The organism is Pandoraea oxalativorans, from assembly GCF_000972785.3.
Lineage (GTDB): Bacteria > Pseudomonadota > Gammaproteobacteria > Burkholderiales > Burkholderiaceae > Pandoraea > Pandoraea oxalativorans.
On record NZ_CP011253.3, the window covers coordinates 5,000,721 to 5,018,791 of the forward strand.

The 18,071-nt window shown below is 63.9% G+C and carries 14 protein-coding genes; 10 read left to right on the top strand and 4 right to left on the bottom strand.

Annotation, left to right across the window (positions count from 1 at the left end):
- Positions 1–4 precede the first annotated feature (4 nt).
- The 3 genes from rbbA to MB84_RS22060 all read left to right on the top strand — a co-directional run bounded on the left by rbbA (position 5) and on the right by MB84_RS22060 (position 6,525).
- Positions 5–2,785, top strand: a complete 2,781-nt coding sequence (rbbA, locus tag MB84_RS22050) for a ribosome-associated ATPase/putative transporter RbbA (RefSeq protein ID WP_084009928.1) — start codon at positions 5–7, stop codon at positions 2,783–2,785.
- A gap of 83 nt (positions 2,786–2,868) precedes the next feature.
- Positions 2,869–3,993 carry an ABC transporter permease gene (locus MB84_RS22055; protein WP_046293142.1) on the top strand — a complete coding sequence of 375 codons (1,125 nt, stop codon included), beginning with the start codon at positions 2,869–2,871 and terminating at the stop codon, positions 3,991–3,993.
- 216 nt (positions 3,994–4,209) lie between these two features.
- Positions 4,210–6,525 carry a DUF3141 domain-containing protein gene (locus tag MB84_RS22060; RefSeq protein WP_084010082.1) on the top strand — a complete coding sequence of 772 codons (2,316 nt, stop codon included), beginning with the start codon at positions 4,210–4,212 and terminating at the stop codon, positions 6,523–6,525.
- Here MB84_RS22060 and MB84_RS22065 read toward each other — a convergent pair.
- The gene (locus MB84_RS22065; RefSeq protein ID WP_084010083.1) at positions 6,491–7,972 is read right to left on the bottom strand and encodes an ATP-binding protein; all 1,482 of its coding nucleotides are present in this window, start codon (positions 7,970–7,972) and stop codon (positions 6,491–6,493) included. The two genes, MB84_RS22060 and MB84_RS22065, sit on opposite strands and share 35 nt — an antisense overlap.
- Positions 7,969–8,634, bottom strand: a complete 666-nt coding sequence (locus MB84_RS22070) for a response regulator transcription factor (RefSeq protein WP_046289901.1) — start codon at positions 8,632–8,634, stop codon at positions 7,969–7,971. The genes MB84_RS22065 and MB84_RS22070 overlap by 4 nt, the downstream gene beginning before the upstream one ends.
- A gap of 170 nt (positions 8,635–8,804) precedes the next feature.
- Between MB84_RS22070 and dsbD the strand changes: the two genes are divergently transcribed.
- The 7 genes from dsbD (at position 8,805) to MB84_RS22105 (ending at position 16,326) form a co-directional block, all read left to right on the top strand.
- Positions 8,805–10,742: a protein-disulfide reductase DsbD gene (dsbD, locus tag MB84_RS22075; RefSeq protein ID WP_046289902.1), complete on the top strand. Its 1,938-nt coding sequence runs from the start codon at positions 8,805–8,807 to the stop codon at positions 10,740–10,742.
- Positions 10,739–11,575, top strand: coding sequence for a TlpA disulfide reductase family protein (locus tag MB84_RS22080; RefSeq protein WP_046289903.1), 837 nt, complete (start codon positions 10,739–10,741; stop codon positions 11,573–11,575). The genes dsbD and MB84_RS22080 overlap by 4 nt, the downstream gene beginning before the upstream one ends.
- A gap of 429 nt (positions 11,576–12,004) precedes the next feature.
- Positions 12,005–12,592, top strand: a complete 588-nt coding sequence (locus tag MB84_RS22085) for an anthranilate synthase component II (protein ID WP_046289904.1) — start codon at positions 12,005–12,007, stop codon at positions 12,590–12,592.
- Between the two features lie 76 nt (positions 12,593–12,668).
- Positions 12,669–13,697, top strand: coding sequence for an anthranilate phosphoribosyltransferase (gene trpD, locus MB84_RS22090; protein WP_046289905.1), 1,029 nt, complete (start codon positions 12,669–12,671; stop codon positions 13,695–13,697).
- Between the two features lie 33 nt (positions 13,698–13,730).
- Entirely contained in the window at positions 13,731–14,543 is an 813-nt protein-coding gene (trpC, locus tag MB84_RS22095; protein WP_046289906.1) for an indole-3-glycerol phosphate synthase TrpC, read from the top strand.
- Between the two features lie 144 nt (positions 14,544–14,687).
- The gene (locus MB84_RS22100; protein ID WP_046293145.1) at positions 14,688–15,383 is read left to right on the top strand and encodes a CYTH domain-containing protein; all 696 of its coding nucleotides are present in this window, start codon (positions 14,688–14,690) and stop codon (positions 15,381–15,383) included.
- Positions 15,384–15,435: 52 nt separating this feature from the next.
- Positions 15,436–16,326 carry a uracil-DNA glycosylase gene (locus MB84_RS22105; protein WP_046289907.1) on the top strand — a complete coding sequence of 297 codons (891 nt, stop codon included), beginning with the start codon at positions 15,436–15,438 and terminating at the stop codon, positions 16,324–16,326.
- On the opposite strand, the gene MB84_RS22110 is transcribed toward MB84_RS22105, so the two are convergent.
- Together MB84_RS22110 and MB84_RS22115 are read right to left on the bottom strand one after the other, a co-directional pair.
- Complete coding sequence (locus tag MB84_RS22110; RefSeq protein WP_046289908.1) at positions 16,327–17,571, bottom strand: type II toxin-antitoxin system HipA family toxin; 1,245 nt, start codon at positions 17,569–17,571, stop codon at positions 16,327–16,329. It lies immediately after the preceding gene.
- Positions 17,564–17,827 carry a helix-turn-helix domain-containing protein gene (locus MB84_RS22115; protein ID WP_052652677.1) on the bottom strand — a complete coding sequence of 88 codons (264 nt, stop codon included), beginning with the start codon at positions 17,825–17,827 and terminating at the stop codon, positions 17,564–17,566. The genes MB84_RS22110 and MB84_RS22115 overlap by 8 nt, the downstream gene beginning before the upstream one ends.
- Between the last annotated feature and the right edge of the window lie 244 nt (positions 17,828–18,071).

Here is an 18,071-nt window from a genome sequence, read left to right on the forward strand (position 1 = left end):
CGTCATGACGGACTCCTCCTCACCTGAGAACGGCAAACACACGCCCGGGTACGGCGCACCGCCGGTCGTCCATGTCGTTGACGTCACGCTGAAGTACGGCCGCAAGACGGTCGCGCTCGATAGCGTCTCCATCGACATCCCGGCGAACTGCATGGTCGGGCTGATCGGGCCGGACGGTGTCGGCAAATCGACGCTGCTCTCGCTGATCGCCGGCGCACGCGCCGTGCAGACGGGCACCGTCGAAGCGCTGGGTGGCGACATGGCAAGCAAAGCGCACCGCGACCTCGTCTGCCCACGCATCGCCTACATGCCGCAGGGGTTGGGCAAGAACCTGTATCCGACACTCTCCGTCGAGGAGAACCTGCAATTCTTTGCGCGCCTGTTCGGTCACGACGCCGCCGAGCGACGCCGCCGCATCGACGATCTCACGCGCAGCACCGGTCTGCGTCCGTTTCTGGATCGTCCGGCGGGCAAGCTCTCCGGCGGCATGAAGCAGAAGCTCGGTCTGTGCTGCGCGCTGATCCACGATCCCGATCTGCTGATTCTCGACGAGCCGACCACCGGCGTGGACCCGCTCGCCCGCGCGCAGTTCTGGGATCTGATCGCGCGGATCCGACGCGAACGCCCCGCGATGAGCGTGATCGTCGCGACCGCTTACATGGACGAAGCACAGCGTTTCGACTGGCTCGTCGCCATGGACGCAGGCAATGTCCTCGCGACCGGCACACCGACCGAACTGCTCGCCCGCACGCAGCGCGATAACCTCGAAGCCGCCTTCATCGATCTGCTGCCGGAAGAGAAGAAACGCGGCTATGAGCCGGTCGTGATCCCACCGCTGCATATCGACGAACACACCGAGATCGCCATCGAAGCCAAAGGGCTGACGATGCGCTTCGGCGATTTCGTCGCCGTCGATCATGTGGACTTCCGGATTCGTCGCGGGGAGATCTTCGGCTTCCTCGGCTCGAACGGCTGCGGCAAGTCGACCACGATGAAGATGCTCACGGGTCTGCTGCAAGCAAGCGAAGGACAGGCCTGGCTGTTCGGTCATCAAGTCGACCCGAAGGACATCGACACGCGCCGTCGCGTGGGCTACATGTCGCAGGCATTCTCGCTCTACACCGAACTGACGGTGCATCAGAACCTCGTGCTGCATGCACGACTGTTCCACGTGCCCGAGGCCGAAGTCGACGCACGTGTCGACGAAATGGTGCAGCGCTTCGGGCTGGCCGACGTGCTCGACGCGCTGCCCGACAGCATTCCGCTCGGCATGCGTCAGCGTCTGTCGCTGGCCGTGGCGATGGTGCACAAGCCCGAATTGCTGATCCTCGATGAACCCACGTCCGGCGTGGATCCGGTCGCACGCGACAACTTCTGGCGTCTGCTCGTGGCGTTGTCCCGCCGCGACCGCGTGACCATCTTCATCTCCACGCACTTCATGAATGAGGCCGACCGCTGCGACCGCATCTCGCTGATGCACGCGGGCAAGGTGCTCGTCTCCGATCCGCCCGCGAAGATCACGAAGGACAAAGGCGCGGACACGCTCGAACAGGCGTTCATCGAATATCTGGTGGAGGCCGGTGGCGGCACCCCGGAGGCCCCCGAGACGCCGAAGACGGAAGTGGCCACCGCTGCGACAGCGCCCCATACCAAGCTCAGGGGCTTCTCGCTCGGCCGCATGATCAGCTACCTGTGGCGCGAGACGCTGGAGTTGCAGCGCGATCCGGTGCGCGCCACGCTGGCGCTGGTCGGCTCGCTCGTGCTCATGCTGGTGATGGGGTACGGCATCAGCATGGACGTCGAAGATCTGCGCTACGCGGTGCTCGACCGCGACCAGACCACGATGAGCCAGAACTACGCGCTCAACATCGCGGGGTCGCGATACTTCATCGAACAGCCGCCCATTACCGATTACGACGACATGGACCGCCGCCTGCGCGACGGCGAACTGGCGCTGGCCATCGAGATTCCGCCGGGTTTCGCGCGCGACGTGTCGCGCGGCAAAGCCGTGCAGGTTGGCGCGTGGATCGACGGCGCGATGCCGATGCGTGCCGAAACCGTGCAGGGCTACGTGCAGGGCATGCATCAGAACTGGCTGGCCGATCAGTCCTTGCGACGGCTCGGCGTCAAACCGACGGCGTCGCTCGACATCGAGACGCGCTTTCGCTACAACCCCGACGTCAAAAGTCTTCCGGCGATGGTCCCCGCGGTGATTCCGCTGCTGTTGCTGATGCTCCCTGCGATGCTCACCGCGCTATCCGTAGTGCGCGAGAAGGAACTCGGCTCGATCCTGAATCTGTACGTGACGCCCGTCACGCGCACCGAATTCCTGATCGGCAAGCAGATTCCGTATGTGGCGCTCGCCATGCTGAACTTCCTGCTCATGGCGCTCATCGCCGTGACACTCTTCGGCGTGCCCATCAAAGGCAGCTTCCTGACGCTGATGACGGCGGTCTTCATTTTCAACGTGGTCGCCACGGGTATCGGCCTGCTCGCGTCCACCTTTACCCGCAGTCAGATCGCGGCCCTGTTCTTCACGATGATCGGCACGATGATTCCGGCGATTCAGTTCTCCGGCATGCTTACGCCGGTGCCATCGATGGAAGGCTCGGGCCGGTTCATCGGCGAAATCTATCCGGCGACCTACATGCTGATCATCAGTCGCGGCGTCTTCAACAAGGCGCTCGGCTTCGGTGAGCTTGGCAACGCCTTCTGGCCGATGCTCATCGCGGTGCCCGTGATTCTGGGCGCCACGGTCATGCTGCTCAAGAAACAGGACAAGTGATGGCTAGCCCGAACGCACCGCAAGCCTCTCCCTCCACCGCGCACGACACCAGCGCCACGCCGCCGCGTCGCAAGCATCGGTGGATGCGGCACATCGCAAACATCTACCGGCTCGGCGTGAAGGAGCTCTGGAGTCTCGTGCGCGACCCGATGATGCTGGTGCTCATCATCTACACGTTCACGGCGTCGGTCTATTCGTCGGCCACGGCGCAACCCGAGACGTTGCACATGGCCCCCATCGCCATCGTGGACGAAGACGCCTCGCCGCTTTCGCAGCGCATCGTCGCGGCGTTCTACCCACCGCAGTTCACCATGCCCCGGATGATTACGGCAGACGCCGTCGACCGGGGCATGGACGAGGGCGCGTACACGTTTGCGCTGAACATTCCGCCGAACTTCCAGCGCGACGTGCTGGCGGGGCGCGCCGCCGAAGTGCAGCTCAACGTCGACGCCACGCGCATGAGTCAGGCGTTCTCGGGGAGCGGCTACGTGCAGCAGATCGTGTCGGCGGAAGTGCGCGAGTTCCTCCAGCGATACCGATCTACGCCGGAACTGCCCGTCGACCTGGCGTTGCGCGTGCGCTTCAATCCGACGCTGGAGCGGGCGTGGTTCGGCGCGCTGATGCAGATCATCAACAACATCACGATGCTCTCGATCATTCTGACGGGTGCGGCGCTGATCCGGGAGCGCGAGCACGGCACCATCGAGCATTTGCTCGTCATGCCGGTGACACCGACCGAGATCATGCTGGCGAAAGTATGGTCGATGGGTCTGGTCGTGCTGATCGCGGCGGCCATGTCGCTGTGGCTGATCGTGAGCGGCGCGCTGCACGTGCCGATTGGCGGGTCGGTGGCGTTGTTCCTGCTGGGGGCGACACTGCACCTGTTCGCCACGACATCGATGGGTATCTTTCTCGCGACGCTCGCGCGCTCGATGCCGCAGTTCGGCATGTTGCTGATTCTGGTGCTGCTGCCGCTGCAAATGCTCTCGGGCGGGAACACGCCGCGCGAAAGCATGCCGAAGCTGGTGCAGGACGTGATGCTGGCCGCGCCCACGACGCACTTCGTCGAACTGGGTCAAGCCATTCTGTTCCGTGGCGCCGGGATCGGCGTCGTGTGGGTGCAGTTCGCAGCGCTCGCGGTCATCGGCGCGGTGTTCTTCGCCTTCTCGCTGCGACGTTTTCGTCGCACGCTCAGTTCGATGGCATAACGCGGACCGCGAGGGCCCGCCGCCGGTCTCGGACGCGGCGCTTCCCGAACCCCGTCATGCCGGATTTGTGAGGTCATTGCCATGCCCGCCAAGTCGTCTGCCGCACTGGAACGCCGCTCGTCTCAGCCCTCCCGACGGGCTCGCGCCACATCGTCTGCCGCTCCCGGCGACGCGCCGTGGCTGGCCGCCAATCCGTGGCTCGCCAATCTGCCGTGGATGTCGGCCGCCGCCGAGTACGCTGTCGACGCGTGGCAGCGCAGCGTGCTGTTTGCCGACGTCATGCGTCAGCGCGGCAATCAGTACCAGGAGCATCTGGCCGAATCGGCCCCCAACGTGCTCGACTTCGACGCCGAGGTGATCCTCGACGCCCACGCGCTGCCGCGTCCCTGCAACTATTGCCTGATGCGCATCGTGCCGCCGAAGGACACGCCCACGCTGCCCAATGCGCGCCCGTTCGTCGTCGTCGATCCGCGTGCGGGGCACGGCCCCGGTATCGGCGGCTTCAAGCCCGACAGCGAGATCGGTGCGGCGTTGCGCGCGGGGCATCCGTGCTATTTCGTCGGCTTCCTGCCCGACCCCGTTCCCGGACAAACGGTCGAGGACGTGATGCGCGCCGAAGCGGCGTTTCTCGAGAAGGTCATTTCGATGCATCCGGAAAGCGCGGGCAAGCCTGCGGTCATCGGCAACTGTCAGGCCGGATGGCAGATTCTGATGACCGCTGCGATGCGCCCCGAGCTGTTCGGGCCGATCATCGTGGCGGGCGCACCGGTGTCCTATTGGGCCGGGTGGCGCGGACGCAATCCGATGCGCTACTCCGGCGGTCTGCTCGGCGGCAGTTGGCTCACGGCACTCACGAGCGATCTCGGCGACGGCCGCTTCGACGGCGCGTGGCTGGTGCAGAACTTCGAAAATCTCGATCCGGCGAACACACTCTGGCGTAAGAAGTACCACCTGTACGCCAACGTCGATACCGAAGCACCGCGCTATCTTGGCTTCGAGAAGTACTGGGGCGGGCACGTTTTCCTGAACGCGCAGGAGATGCAATACATCGTCGACAACCTGTTCGTCGGCAACCGGCTCACGAGCGCGGAGCTGATCACGAGCGACGGCATTCGGCTCGACCTGCGCAACATCCGTTCGCCCATCGTGGTGTTCTGTTCGTACGGCGATAACATCACGCCGCCACCGCAGGCGCTCGGCTTCGTAACTGACATGTATCGCGACGACGCGGAGGTGCTCAGTCACGATCAGACCATCGTCTACGCCACGCACGACAGCATTGGCCATCTCGGCATCTTCGTGTCGGGCAGCACCGGGCGTAAGGAGCATCGCAAGTTCGTCAACAACATCGATCTGATCGACGTGTTGCCCGCGGGCATCTATCAGGCGCAGATCGCCGACAAGACCGACGACACGCTGCACGGCGAGCTTGCCGAAGGCGATTACGTGATGTCGATTCAGCGTCGCAGCGTGGAGGACGTGCGCGCCATCGTGCAACCGGATGCGCAAAGCGACCGGCGTTTCGCAGCGGTGGCGCATCTGTCCGACATTCATCTGGGGTTGTATCGCAGTCTCGTGCAGCCGTGGGTGCGCGCGATGGTGACGCCGACGTCGGCGTACTGGATGCGGCTGCTGCATCCCCTGCGTGTGAGCTACGAGCTGTGGTCAGATCGCAATCCCTTTGCGGCGCCGTTCGCCGAGAAGGCGGAACGCGTGCGGCAGACGCGTCAGACGGTGTCGCCCGACAATCCGTTCCTCGCGTTCGAAACAGCAGTGTCGACGGCCATTGAGGAGTCGCTGAACTTTTACCGCGACATGCGCGACGACGGTTACGAGAAGGCGTTCGAGACGATCTACGGCCAGCCGTGGGTGCAGGCGCTCGCCGGGCTGCATGGCAGCGACGGTTCGGCCGTGCGGGTGCATCCGGGCACGTCGCCCGAGCATGTGGCGTTCGTGCAGGAAGCGCTGGAACTGCGCCGCCACGAAGTGCGTGAGGGCGGTGTGCTGGAAGCGGGGATTCGCGCGTTGCTCTGGGTGCACCGTCTGCACGGCGAAGCGGACGAGCGGCAGTTCAATCTTGCGCGCTCGTTGCCGCGCGGCGACGCCGAGATTTCGATCGAGCGCTTTCGCGAGATCATTCGACGTCAGGCGGGTTTGCTGCGCATGGCCCCGAATGCCGCGATGGAGGCCATTCCGGGCATGCTCGCGCATGCTTCGCCAACGTCGATCCGGCTGCTGGCGAAGGCCGTGAAGGAACTGAGTTTCGCGGTGCCGCTGGAAGATGGCGAACAAAACGATCTGGAGCGCGTGCTCGCCGTCTTCGAACGGGCCGCGCAAAAGCGAGAGGCCGACGGGCGCGGGGCAGACAAGACGAGCGTAGCGGCCAAGCCCCGCGCGACGAGTCGGAAGGCGAACTCACCGGCAACCACGCCTCGCAAACGGACGACTGCCGCGAAGAAGGCCGCCACCAAGACCGCCACGACGGCGGCCGCCAAAACTACCCGGACGTCGCGAGCGAAGAAGACTGGCTGAGCGTCGGCATGGCGGTGACGCGAGACGCATCGCCGCCATGCATACCGTCGCCCGCAGGCACGAACAATCGCGCCACCAATCCCCCACCCTCGCGCGGCGCGAACTCAAGCGTTGCGTCGAAACGCCTCGCAATCGCCTGCACGATAGAAATGCCCAACCCGGCACCCTCACCGCGCTGCCGCCCCTGATCGCCGCGCCAGAATCGCTGGCCCAGTCGCGCCGCTTGCGCAGCAGCAAGGCCCGGGCCTCGGTCGCTGACCTCCACGCAATATCTCCGGTTCAGCGCATCCGCCATCACCGACAACGTGATTTCGCTGCCCTCCGGGGAGTAGCGCGTTGCGTTGTCCAGCAAGTTTCTTAACGCCGTTGCCAGCATCGAACGCGGCAACACCGATCCCGTGTCTGTCGCTGACATGCTAACGAAGATCCTGCCACTTCGACGACGGACCGGCGCCCCTTTCCCCTGCTCAGACATAGACCCAACTCGCATTGAAAAGGGGCCCCGATCCGTCTCTCCCATTGCAGTCAAGACCTCCTCGATCACCTCCGTCACCGACTCGCATATGTCGTGCTCGTGGATCGGCGCCTCCGTCCTCGCCAATGTCATCAACTGATCCAACGTGTGACCCAGTCGTTTTACGCCCGCGCTCGCCTGCTGCAACGCCCGCTTCGATGCACTCCCCTGCGTCAACGCCGCCACCTGCAAATGCGTGTCGATTGCCGTCAACGGCGTACGCAACTCGTGCGCCGCGCCATCCGTGAACGCCCTCTGACCCGCCAATGTCTGCGCCAATCTGTCCAGCCAGCCATTCAATGCCACTAACACTGGCTTCAGTTCCTTCGGTGCGCTTCCGATGTCCACCGGCATGGTGTCGTCAGTGCGCTTGGCGCGCAACGTTGCGCGTAACGTCTCCAGTGGCTTCAGCCCCCTTCCGATGCCGATCCACAACGCAATCAAGCCCCCGATGACCGCAATCAGGAACGGAATGCCCGCCGCGCGCAACATGCCATTCGTCAACACAGCCCGTCGCTGGACGAGATCCGCCGTCATCACCTGATATCCGCCCGCGTCCTGCAACACATAGATGCGCCACTTGCGGCCGTCGATCTCCCTCTTGCTGAAGCCCGTCGGCAACGTCATCGCCGACGTCCTGGGACTGCCGTCGGTCTGCGCCAGCACCGCCCCCTGCAACGAACGGATTTCGCAGGCGATCCCGTCGCTACCGCTCGCGCGAATGACCTCGCCCCAATCTCTCGGCTCGGGATGCGGCGAAAATGCCGCGCGCGCCATCAGGCCCGCCACCATGCTGGCCGACATCGCCAGACGCTCGTCGAGCGCTTCGTCAAGGCTCGCGCGTACACCGCGCATCATCCATCCCGCCGCCGCCATCCACAGGACGATCAGCGCCACGCCAGCAATCAGCACCGCCCTAAGTCGAAGGCTCATGACAAGGCCCATCCCAACCGATATCCCAGGCCGCGCGCAGTCTGGATGACGTCGCAACCCAGCTTGCGACGCACGTTATGTATGTGAACGTTCAACACATTGCTGTTGACGCGCTCCGTCATGCCGTAAAGCCGCACGTGCAGCATGTCGGGCGACAACCAGCGCCCCCGGCTGCTCGCCAGATACGCAAGCAAATCGACCTCGCGACGCGACAGTTCGACCGGTGCACCGTCGAGCCACGCCAGCCCGCTCGCCGGATCGAGCCGCAAGGGACCCGCCTCGATGATCTGCGCGGCGCGTCCATGCGTGCGTCGCACCAGCGCATGCAAGCGCGCCGCCAGTTCCCGCAGGTCGAAGGGCTTGCTCATGTAGTCGTCGGCCCCGGCATTCAACCCCGAGATCCGGTGTTCGACGCCGTCGCGCGCCGTGAGGATCAACACGGGAACGTCCGGTTCGACGGCGCGTACGCTGGCGATCAGGTTCAGACCGTCGCCGTCGGGCAGCCCGAGATCGAGCACCAGCGCGTCGAAGCGGTTCTCGGCATGCGCCGCCATGGCCGCCTCGCCGCACGCAGTCGCCTCGACGTGTATTCCCAAAGTCGAAAGCCCCGCAACGATGCCGCTCGCGATCAGCGGATCGTCCTCTACCAGCAGTACTCGCATTGATTTACGCCTCTCCCAAGCGTCTCCGACACCGCTTTCGCGCCTCGTGACATGTTACGTATATCGCGCATCGCGTTGACGCAAGGTGGACGGTGAGATGAGGTATTAACGCTCAGTTAATCGTCCTGCGCCACGCTCTGTCTCGCTTCGACCGACCCGAGGAGGACAGATTGCTTCGTCGACTAGTTTTCATCTTTGTGATTTTTCTCAGCGCGCTCGGCGCGCTTCGCGTCGCCCTCGTGACGCCCGCCGCCGCCGCGCTACCGTGGCAGTCCGGCGACCAGGTGCTCGACGTCTCCCAAGTGCTGCGTCTCGACACACCCCGTCGCGAAGGCGACGACATTGTCATCGGCAGCAGGATTGCTAAGGATCACTATGTTTATCGTCATTCGATTCGCGTGGAGAATGCCAACGGCAAACCGGTCTCGTTCTCGATTCCCGATGGCACCCGGCACGTCGACGAGTTCTTCGGAGAAAGCGAGATCTACTATGACGACGATCTGCAACCGAAGTTGCCTGCATCGACGTCGGACTTCGTCACGTTTCATTGGCAAGGCTGTGCAAAGGCTGGCATCTGCTACCCGCCACAGAAGATGAAAATTTCGCTGTCCGGTGATGTTCCGCGCGTGGCAGCGAAGGACGCATCGTCGATGCTGGCGGCCCTCACTGCCCCAGTCGAGACCTCGGCGTCGGCAAGTTCAGGGGGGACGGCGAACGCCATCGCCGCCGACTCAGCGCTCACGTCGGCTGCACCTGAAACGGCGGGCGACACCCCGCCGCTGGCCGCCGATCAGGCCGCGGCCGCCCAACTCGCAGCACTCGACCCCATCGCCGCAAAATTACTTTTCTTCGGCTTCGGCCTGCTACTGGCGTTCACGCCATGCGTGCTGCCGATGGTGCCTATCGTCTCCACGATGATCGTCGGGAACCGCCCGTCGCCGTGGCGCGCGTTGGCGCTCTCGTCGGCGTATGTCGTCGCGATGGCGCTCACTTACGCGAGCGTCGGTGTCGCGGCCGCATTGGCCGGTGCCAATCTCCAGGCGACGCTTCAATCGCCATGGCTCCTGAGCGCGTTCGCCGCGCTCTTTCTGGTACTGGCGGCGTCGTTGTTCGGACTGTTCGAACTGCGCCTGCCCGCCTTCGTCATGGATCGTCTGGACGCCGCCGGTCGCAACCGCACGGGCGGCAGTCTCGCGGGCGCGGCCGCACTCGGTTTCCTCTCCGCCCTGCTCGTCGGCCCTTGCATGACGGCACCACTGGCAGGGGCGCTTCTCTACATCAGCCAGACGGGCAACGCATGGATGGGTGGCGGCGCGCTGTTCGCGATGGGCCTCGGCATGGGCATGCCGTTGCTGGCGATTTCGCTGTTCGGTGCACGTGTGCTGCCGCGCCCGGGACCGTGGATGGTACGCGTGCGTATCGCCTTCGGCTATGTGATGGCCGGAATGGCCATCGAGATGCTGAGCCGCTTCCTGCCCGGCCATGTCACCCTCGCGCTATGGGGCGCGCTCGGCGTCGGTCTTGCCGTCGGCATCGCGGGCTGGGCGTGGGCGCTTCGCGGCAAACCGGCGTGCTGGACGCTCGTGTTCACCTCGACGCTCGCCGCCCTCTGGTCGATACTGCTGCTGGTCGGCGCGGCCTCAGGCGGTGAGTCGCTGTTGCGCCCGCTGGAACGACCGGCTAACGTGGCGCTCGCCGGAAACGACGGCACGGGCCAACGTATGGGAAAACCGGTGGATTACGTCAGCGTCAAATCCCAACAGGACGTAGACGCGCGCATCGCACAAGCCGCCGCCAACGGGCAATGGACGCTCATCGATTTCTACGCCGACTGGTGCGTGAGTTGCCACGTGATCGAGCGCAACGTTTTCGGGGATCCGGCAGTGGCCGCACGTCTGGCACGCATGCAGGTGCTGCGCCCCGACGTCACGAAGAACGACGATGTCGATCAGGCGCTGATGAAGCGCTGGGGCGTGATGGGACCGCCTACGCTCATCCTCGTCGATGCAACGGGCAAGGAGGTGCGTGCACATCGCATGGTCGGCGAAATGACCGCACAGACGTTCCTGCAACGGCTCGATGCGGCACAAGACACGGAGGCTTCATGATCGGACTCGGCCCGTTCTCCGCGAAGACGGCGGCCCTCGCGGCGGCAGCCATCCTCGCGTGGCTGGTCGCGCGCTATCTGCTGCGAAAGACGGATGCGCCATCGCGACGCGTCGCCGCCAGCGTGCTGCTCGACGCCCTCTTCGTCGGTCTGTTCGCCGCGCGCGCGGCCTACGTCATTCGCTGGTGGCCCGAATACGCCGCGCGGCCGTGGTCGTTCGTTGCGATTGGCGACGGCGGCTTCAACGTCTGGGCCGGTACCGTCGCCGCGCTGGCATGGGGTCTCTGGCGCACGCGCCGTCATCGAACGCAGCGACGGCCGATGCTCGCGGGCATGGCCGCGGGTCTGGCGCTCTGGGGCGTGATGCTCACCGGCCTGAGCGTCGCGCTACGCGATGCGCCGCCGCTGCCATCGCTCACGCTCTCCAGCCTCGACGGCCGTGCTATTGCACTGGACAGTCATCGCGGCCAGCCCATCGTGATGAATCTCTGGGCCACTTGGTGCCCGCCGTGCCGACGCGAAATGCCGGTGCTCGCGCAGGCGCAGACGGACTACCCCGACGTGCGCTTCCTGATGATCAATCAGGGCGAGTCGGCACAGACGGTGGCCGAGTTCGTGCAATCGCAGGGACTGACGTTCGACCACCTGCTGCTCGATCCCCAGTCGGAGGCCATGCGCGCGGCCGGGGCCCGCGCCCTACCCACCACGCTGTATTTCGATACGAACGGCCGCCTCGTCGAGGCCCATCTCGGCGAGCTCACAGCCGCGCGTTTGCGCGACACGCTGCATCGCCATCTTCGGCAAACCCCGGCGGCTCTTGCGTCCGGGAAGTGATTCAAGCCGGTTCGCAACGGTCTTTCGCGCGCGGACAAGGCGGCCGACGACCGTGGGTCGCCCGGGTCTGCGCCGCGGCCCGTGTCGCAGAATCGTCGAAAACGGGCCGCCATCAGACGCACATTCTTGCGGGAATCGGCCATAAGACGCCCGAATTTCGTCGAATGGCCGCTTTTTGCGACACCCGTTCACGGCTCGCCGGAGTTGCTGCTACAATCGGCATCACCATGAAGTCGCATCAGTCTTCCTCCCTCCTCTGGTCGCCCCTGACCGCCGCCCTGCGCTGGTGGCGGTAACCCGCCACGTCTATCTCATCCCCATAGCGCCCTCCCCCGCGGATCGCAAAGTCAATGTGGGGGCACGCTCAGGGGACACTCGCAAATTCCATGCGCTCGACAATCCTTTGTCACCAGACGAACAGGGACCATCATGCTGCTAATGATCGACAACTACGACTCGTTTACCTACAACATCGTCCAGTACTTCGGTGAACTGGGCGAAGACGTCCGAGTCTTCCGCAACGACCAAATCTCGCTCGACGCCATTGCCGCGCTTGCCCCCGACCGCATTTGCCTCTCGCCCGGCCCGAGTTGCCCGGCCAACGCAGGCATCACGCTCGACGTACTCAAGCGCTTCGCCGGTGAAATTCCGATCCTCGGCGTCTGCCTCGGCCATCAGGCCATTGGCGAAGCGTTCGGCGGCAAGGTCATTCGCGCGCAACAGATCATGCACGGCAAAGTGAGCGAGATCGAAACCACGCAACAAGGCGTCTTCGCGAATCTGCCCAAGCGCTTTACCGTCACCCGCTACCACTCGCTCGCCATCGAGCGCGCCTCGCTGCCGGAATGTCTCGAGATCACCGCATGGACGGACGATGGCGAGATCATGGGCGTGCGCCACAAGACGCTCGACGTCGAAGGCGTGCAATTCCACCCCGAATCGATTTTGTCGGAGCATGGCCACGCCGTGCTGCGCAACTTTGTGCAAGCTGCGCCGCGTGCGGCCATGGCCGCCTGAGATATCCCGAGGCGCGCCAGAGTCAGCCCACGCGCGCTGTGCCCCCGACAAAAACCGACACAGGAGAGGACAATCCATGATTACTCCACAAGAAGCGCTTCAGCGCACGATCGAACACCGCGAGATCTTCCACGACGAGATGCTGCATCTGATGCGTCTCATCATGAAGGGCGAGATCTCGCCGGTCATGTCGGCTGCGATCATCACCGGTCTGCGCGTGAAGAAGGAAACCATCGGCGAGATCGCCGCTGCCGCGCAGGTCATGCGCGAATTCGCCAATCACGTGGACGCCCCCGCCGATGAGCATTTCGTCGACATCGTGGGCACCGGTGGCGATGTATCGCATACGTTCAACATCTCGACGGCCTCGATGTTCGTCGCCGCCGGCGCGGGCGCGAAGGTCGCCAAGCACGGCAACCGTGGCGTCAGTTCGAAGTCGGGCAGCGCCGACGTGCTCGAAGCGCTCGGCGTGAACATCATGCTCTCGCCCGAGCAAGTGGCCGAGTGCCTGCGCGAGGTCGGCATCGGCTTCATGTTCGCCCCGAACCATCATCCTGCGATGAAGAACGTCGCCGCCATTCGCAAGGAAATGGGCGTGCGCACGATCTTCAACATTCTCGGCCCGCTCACGAATCCGGCCGGCGCACCGAATCAGCTGATGGGCGTGTTCCACCCGGATCTGGTCGGCATTCAGGTACGCGTGATGGAACGTCTGGGCGCGGAGCACGTGCTTGTCGTCTACGGCAAGGACGGTATGGACGAAGTCTCGCTCGGCGCCGCCACGCTCGTCGGCGAGTTGAAGGACGGCAAGGTCACCGAGTACGAAATTCACCCGGAAGACTTCGGTTTGCAGATGGTGAGCAATCGCAGCCTGAAGGTCGGCAGCGCCGAGGAATCGAAGACGATGCTGATCGAAGCGCTCAACAACGCCGAGGGCACTGCCCGCGAGATCGTGACGCTCAATGCCGGGACCGCACTTTATGCGGCCAATCGCGCGCCGGCGATTGCCGATGGCATCGAGATGGCGCGCGAGTCCATCGCCAGCGGCGCGGCCCGCGAAAAGCTCCACGAATTCGTCACATACACGCAACGCTTCAAGGCGTAACCTTCAGTAGCCGAAGAGTCATTTACTACCGATATGTCTACCGTTCTCGACAAGATCCTGGCCGTGAAGGCCGAAGAAGTCGCCGCCGCCAAGCGTGTGCGTGACCTCGCGAGCCTGCGCCGCGACGCAGAAGCGACCGTTGGCGACAGCGCGCTGCGCACCCGCGATTTCGTGGGCGCACTGCGCACGAAGATCGACGCCGGTCTGCCCGGTGTCATCGCCGAAATCAAGAAGGCCAGCCCGTCGAAGGGAGTGATTCGCGAGAATTTCGTGCCGCCGCAGATCGCCGAGTCGTATCAGCAGGGCGGCGCAGCGTGCCTGTCGGTACTCACCGACGCGCAATTCTTCCAGGGTGCGCCCGCGTACCTCAAGGCCGCGCGTGCCGCGTGCGATCTGCCGGTCCTGCGCAAGGACTTCATGATCGACGCGTATCAGGTATATGAGGCCCGCGACATGGGTGCCGACTGTATTCTGCTCATCGCTTCTGCGCTGGAACTCTCGCACATGCGCGATCTCGAAGCGCAGGCGAACGAGCTGGGCATGGCCGTGCTCGTCGAAGTGCATAACGCTCAGGAGCTGGACGCCGGACTGGAACTGCGCACCCCGCTGCTGGGCATCAACAACCGCAACCTCCATAACTTCGAAGTCTCGCTCGACATTACGCTCGGCCTGCTGAAACATATCCCGCAAGATCGTCTGGTCGTGACGGAGTCGGGTATCCTTTCGCGTGACGACGTAACGCGCATGCGCGCGGCCAACGTCAATGCCTTTCTCGTCGGCGAAGCCTTCATGCGCGCGCCCGAGCCGGGCGACGCACTCGCTACCCTGTTCGACATGCCCCGCTGACGCGCGTCTTCGCGAGTCACGCAAGCGGTCGATGGCGCGGTGTCCTGTGATGGGGCACCGCCCGACTTCCGGCAAGACGCGTCGCTCCGGCACGGTGTTGCGATGCCCGGCTCGCCCGCCATCCCGCACACAGGAGCGGCCCCGATGGCCATCGAACGCGAACTCAAACTGGCCCTCCCGGGCGACCTTCCCGCAGCACGCGCCGACGCGCTGATCGCCCATCTCGACCGGTTGCCCGGCAGCGATGCGCGCGGCGAACGTCACCTCGTCAATCGTTATTTCGATACGCCGTACCTCGCGCTCGCAGGCGCCAAGGCTGCGCTGCGACTGCGCTACGTCGCCCGAGACGGTCATGCCGGGCAATGGCTGCAAACGCTCAAGTCGGTGGGCGAAGCGCGTGACGGGCTGCATGTGCGTCACGAGTGGGAGCAGGCCGTGCACGGCGAGGCACTTGAACTCGCGCCGCTCATCGCCGCCTGCGATGTGCCTGCAACAGCCGCGCTGTTGCGAGACGAAGGTGCAAAGGTCGTGGCGCAGTTCGAGACGAACTTCGTGCGACGCCTGTCGCGCTATGTCGCGGGTGACGGCACCGTCGTGGAGATCGCGTTCGATCGTGGCGAAGTCGCCGTGCAGGCCGATGGTCAGCGTCACACGGAACCGCTCATTGAAGTGGAACTGGAATTGCTGGATGCGCCCGACGACGACCGCGACGCTCAGGGCGAACGCATTCTCCAGGCGCTCGCGCAAGACCTGCGCGCGGTCTTGCCGGAATTGCACAGCGACAACGTCAGCAAGGCGCAGCGCGGCTATCGTCTGCGTCAAAAGGTACTGGGCGGTTGAACACGCTTCGACCTCGCACTTCGACGAACCGTTAATTCAGCAGACATCACGCATGGCATCACGCTCACGAACCGCAACCGCCCCGAACACCGACAAGGCGCGACAAGGCGTTCTCTTCGACGGGTCGCACGGGACGAACGACACGGGTGACACCCGGAGCGTCGATCGTGCCGCCTCCGCTCATCCGAGCGACCGTACCGGGAGGGCCGACACTGTGGCGGGTCCGTTGAAGGGCCGCGTCGAAGATCAGTTCGCCGCGCTGCCGCCAGCGTGGAAAACACTGGTCGCGCCGTTCGTGCAGAGCGACGCATACACCCCGCTGTGCCAATACGTCGACGCCGAAGTCGCAGCGGGCAAGACCGTCTATCCGGCGGACATTTTCCATGCGCTGCGCATGACGTCGCCGAAGGACGTGAAAGTGGTCATCCTCGGACAGGACCCCTATCACGGCGACGACCACGGCATTGCCCAGGCGCACGGCATGGCGTTTTCGGTGCAGCGTGGCGTGCGCGTGCCGCCGTCGTTGCGCAATATCTACAAAGAGATCGAGCGGGATCTGGGCATCGCGCCACCGTCGCATGGCAACCTCGACGCGTGGGCGAAACAGGGCGTGCTGCTGCTGAACACCACGCTCACCGTCGAAGCTGGCAATGCCGCGAGCCACGCGAAGCCGTTCAAGAAGGGCGGATGGCAAGCGTGCACGGACACCTTGCTCTGCGGCCTCGCAGAACAGCAAGGCCCGCTGGTGTTCCTGCTGTGGGGCAGTCATGCACAGGCAAAAGCCCCTCTGCTCACTGGTCACGGCCACCTGCTGCTCGAAGCGCCGCACCCCTCCCCGCTATCGGCCCATCGCGGCTTTCTCGGCTGCGGTCACTTCAGCGCCGCCAACGCGTTTCTCGAAAAACACGGTAAGACGCCCGTCGATTGGCGGGTACCGGCGTAGTCACGCGCGCACGGCGAAGCGCTTCGCGGGGCCCACTGCGGAGCAGCCTTGCGCCCACTCACGGCGCATGACGTCGAGGAATTCGGGGTCGATGCGAGGTGCGTGTTCGTCGAGCGTCGCCCGCATCGCGGTCTCGATACGCTCGACAACCCGCTCAGGCTGAGCGACACCACATACGGTTCTGCCGAATGCCATCAGCGCCTTCCGGTCGGGGTACGTTCGCTGCTTGTTTAGCTTGAGCGCCAGGGTCCGATCCGTCAGTGTCCGTCCCGACTGAGGATCGAAGTGTGAATATGCCGACGTCGTCACGACGTCGAACAAAGGTGCCAGCGATGGCGCGCGTCCGCCGGGATGGTCGTAGATCAGGCCGAAGTTCTTGAGATGCGCATCGCCGTTATGCACCATCACGGACAACGTCACATAGTCGAAGAATCGCGCGAGACTCTCAGCGCGGTTCTCGGCGCATAAATAGCCAATCATCTCGGCAATCCTTTCGTAGGAGCCGAGGTACTTCTGTTCGGCTGAGCGCCCCAGCAACACCGCCATGTCCTCGAATCCGAGTTGTCGCCGCGCGTCGCCCTCGAGGTCAAAACGTCGCATGACGAACAACGATCCGTCGTCGGAGAGCCAGAAATCCGGCACGGTCATCCCGGCTTCACGGGCGGCGGCCATGCAAAGGAACTCGTTTTGCGCAAGATGCGCATAGTCTTCTCCGGCAGCCTTGACGATCAGGTCCGGCGTGACCGCCGTGCTTTTTTCTACGAGGGGTGTGATCGCATCGGCGTCCGGCATCATGACCTTGGGCTGGAATCCGGAAATGCCCGACGACAGGTAGAGGCCGACGAGATGGTCGAACAACTCGTCGCTTGCCCCAGAGGTCAGCAGCGTCGACAGTCCCACTTCTGCCCGCAACGACTCGCGCGGCGTCTCCGGCACGAAGTATCGCAGTCGACCAATTTGATTGGCCCCGGTGATCGCGAGCAGCCGCATGTCGTCAAGGCGCATGAATTTGCCGAAACGCTCCCGAAGCTTGTCGAGCAGATAGCCTTCGGGCCGATTCATGGCGAAGACACTGGGTAAGGCGGTGTCGGCGTAACTCTCGGCGCGATACGGCATGACGAGCGACACTTCGCGCGAACGTTCCGAAGTGGCGTAATTGAAGACGTAGCGCGATTCTTTCGTGAGAGAACCGGCATCGCCCTGCGGGGTACCGATGATCAGGGATGTGAGCTTGGCATCATCCATCGTCGTCGTCCATGCGACGTATGTCGTCGTAGTTCAGTCGCGCGGTATCGAGACGAAGTCCGAGATCCAGCGCACCCAGCGCCTTCATCACCGCATGAAGGCCGACATTCTCGCCCTTTTCCAGCTGAACGATCGTCATGCGACTCAGGCCAGCATGCTCGGCAACCCAGAGTTGCGAACGCTTGCGAGCCTTGCGGGCCCGCTGAAAACTGGCCCCGAACTGGCTTGGCAGCACATCGATGGAAAAGTCGGTCATGGCGATCACTTTCGGGAAATTCACTTCCCATGATAGCCAACGCCGACAAAAACGAAAACGAGTTATGTATGCCATAACGATCATTTTTGTAATTAACACATAAAAAGATCGCTATAACATACAAAAATGAATCACGCAGACTGCGCTGGATTGACTTAGCTCACCGTATACGATCCGACATACACTTGTAAGCATTTACATACAAAAGCGATGCCATTACACTCCCTTCCCGTAATGAGAATCT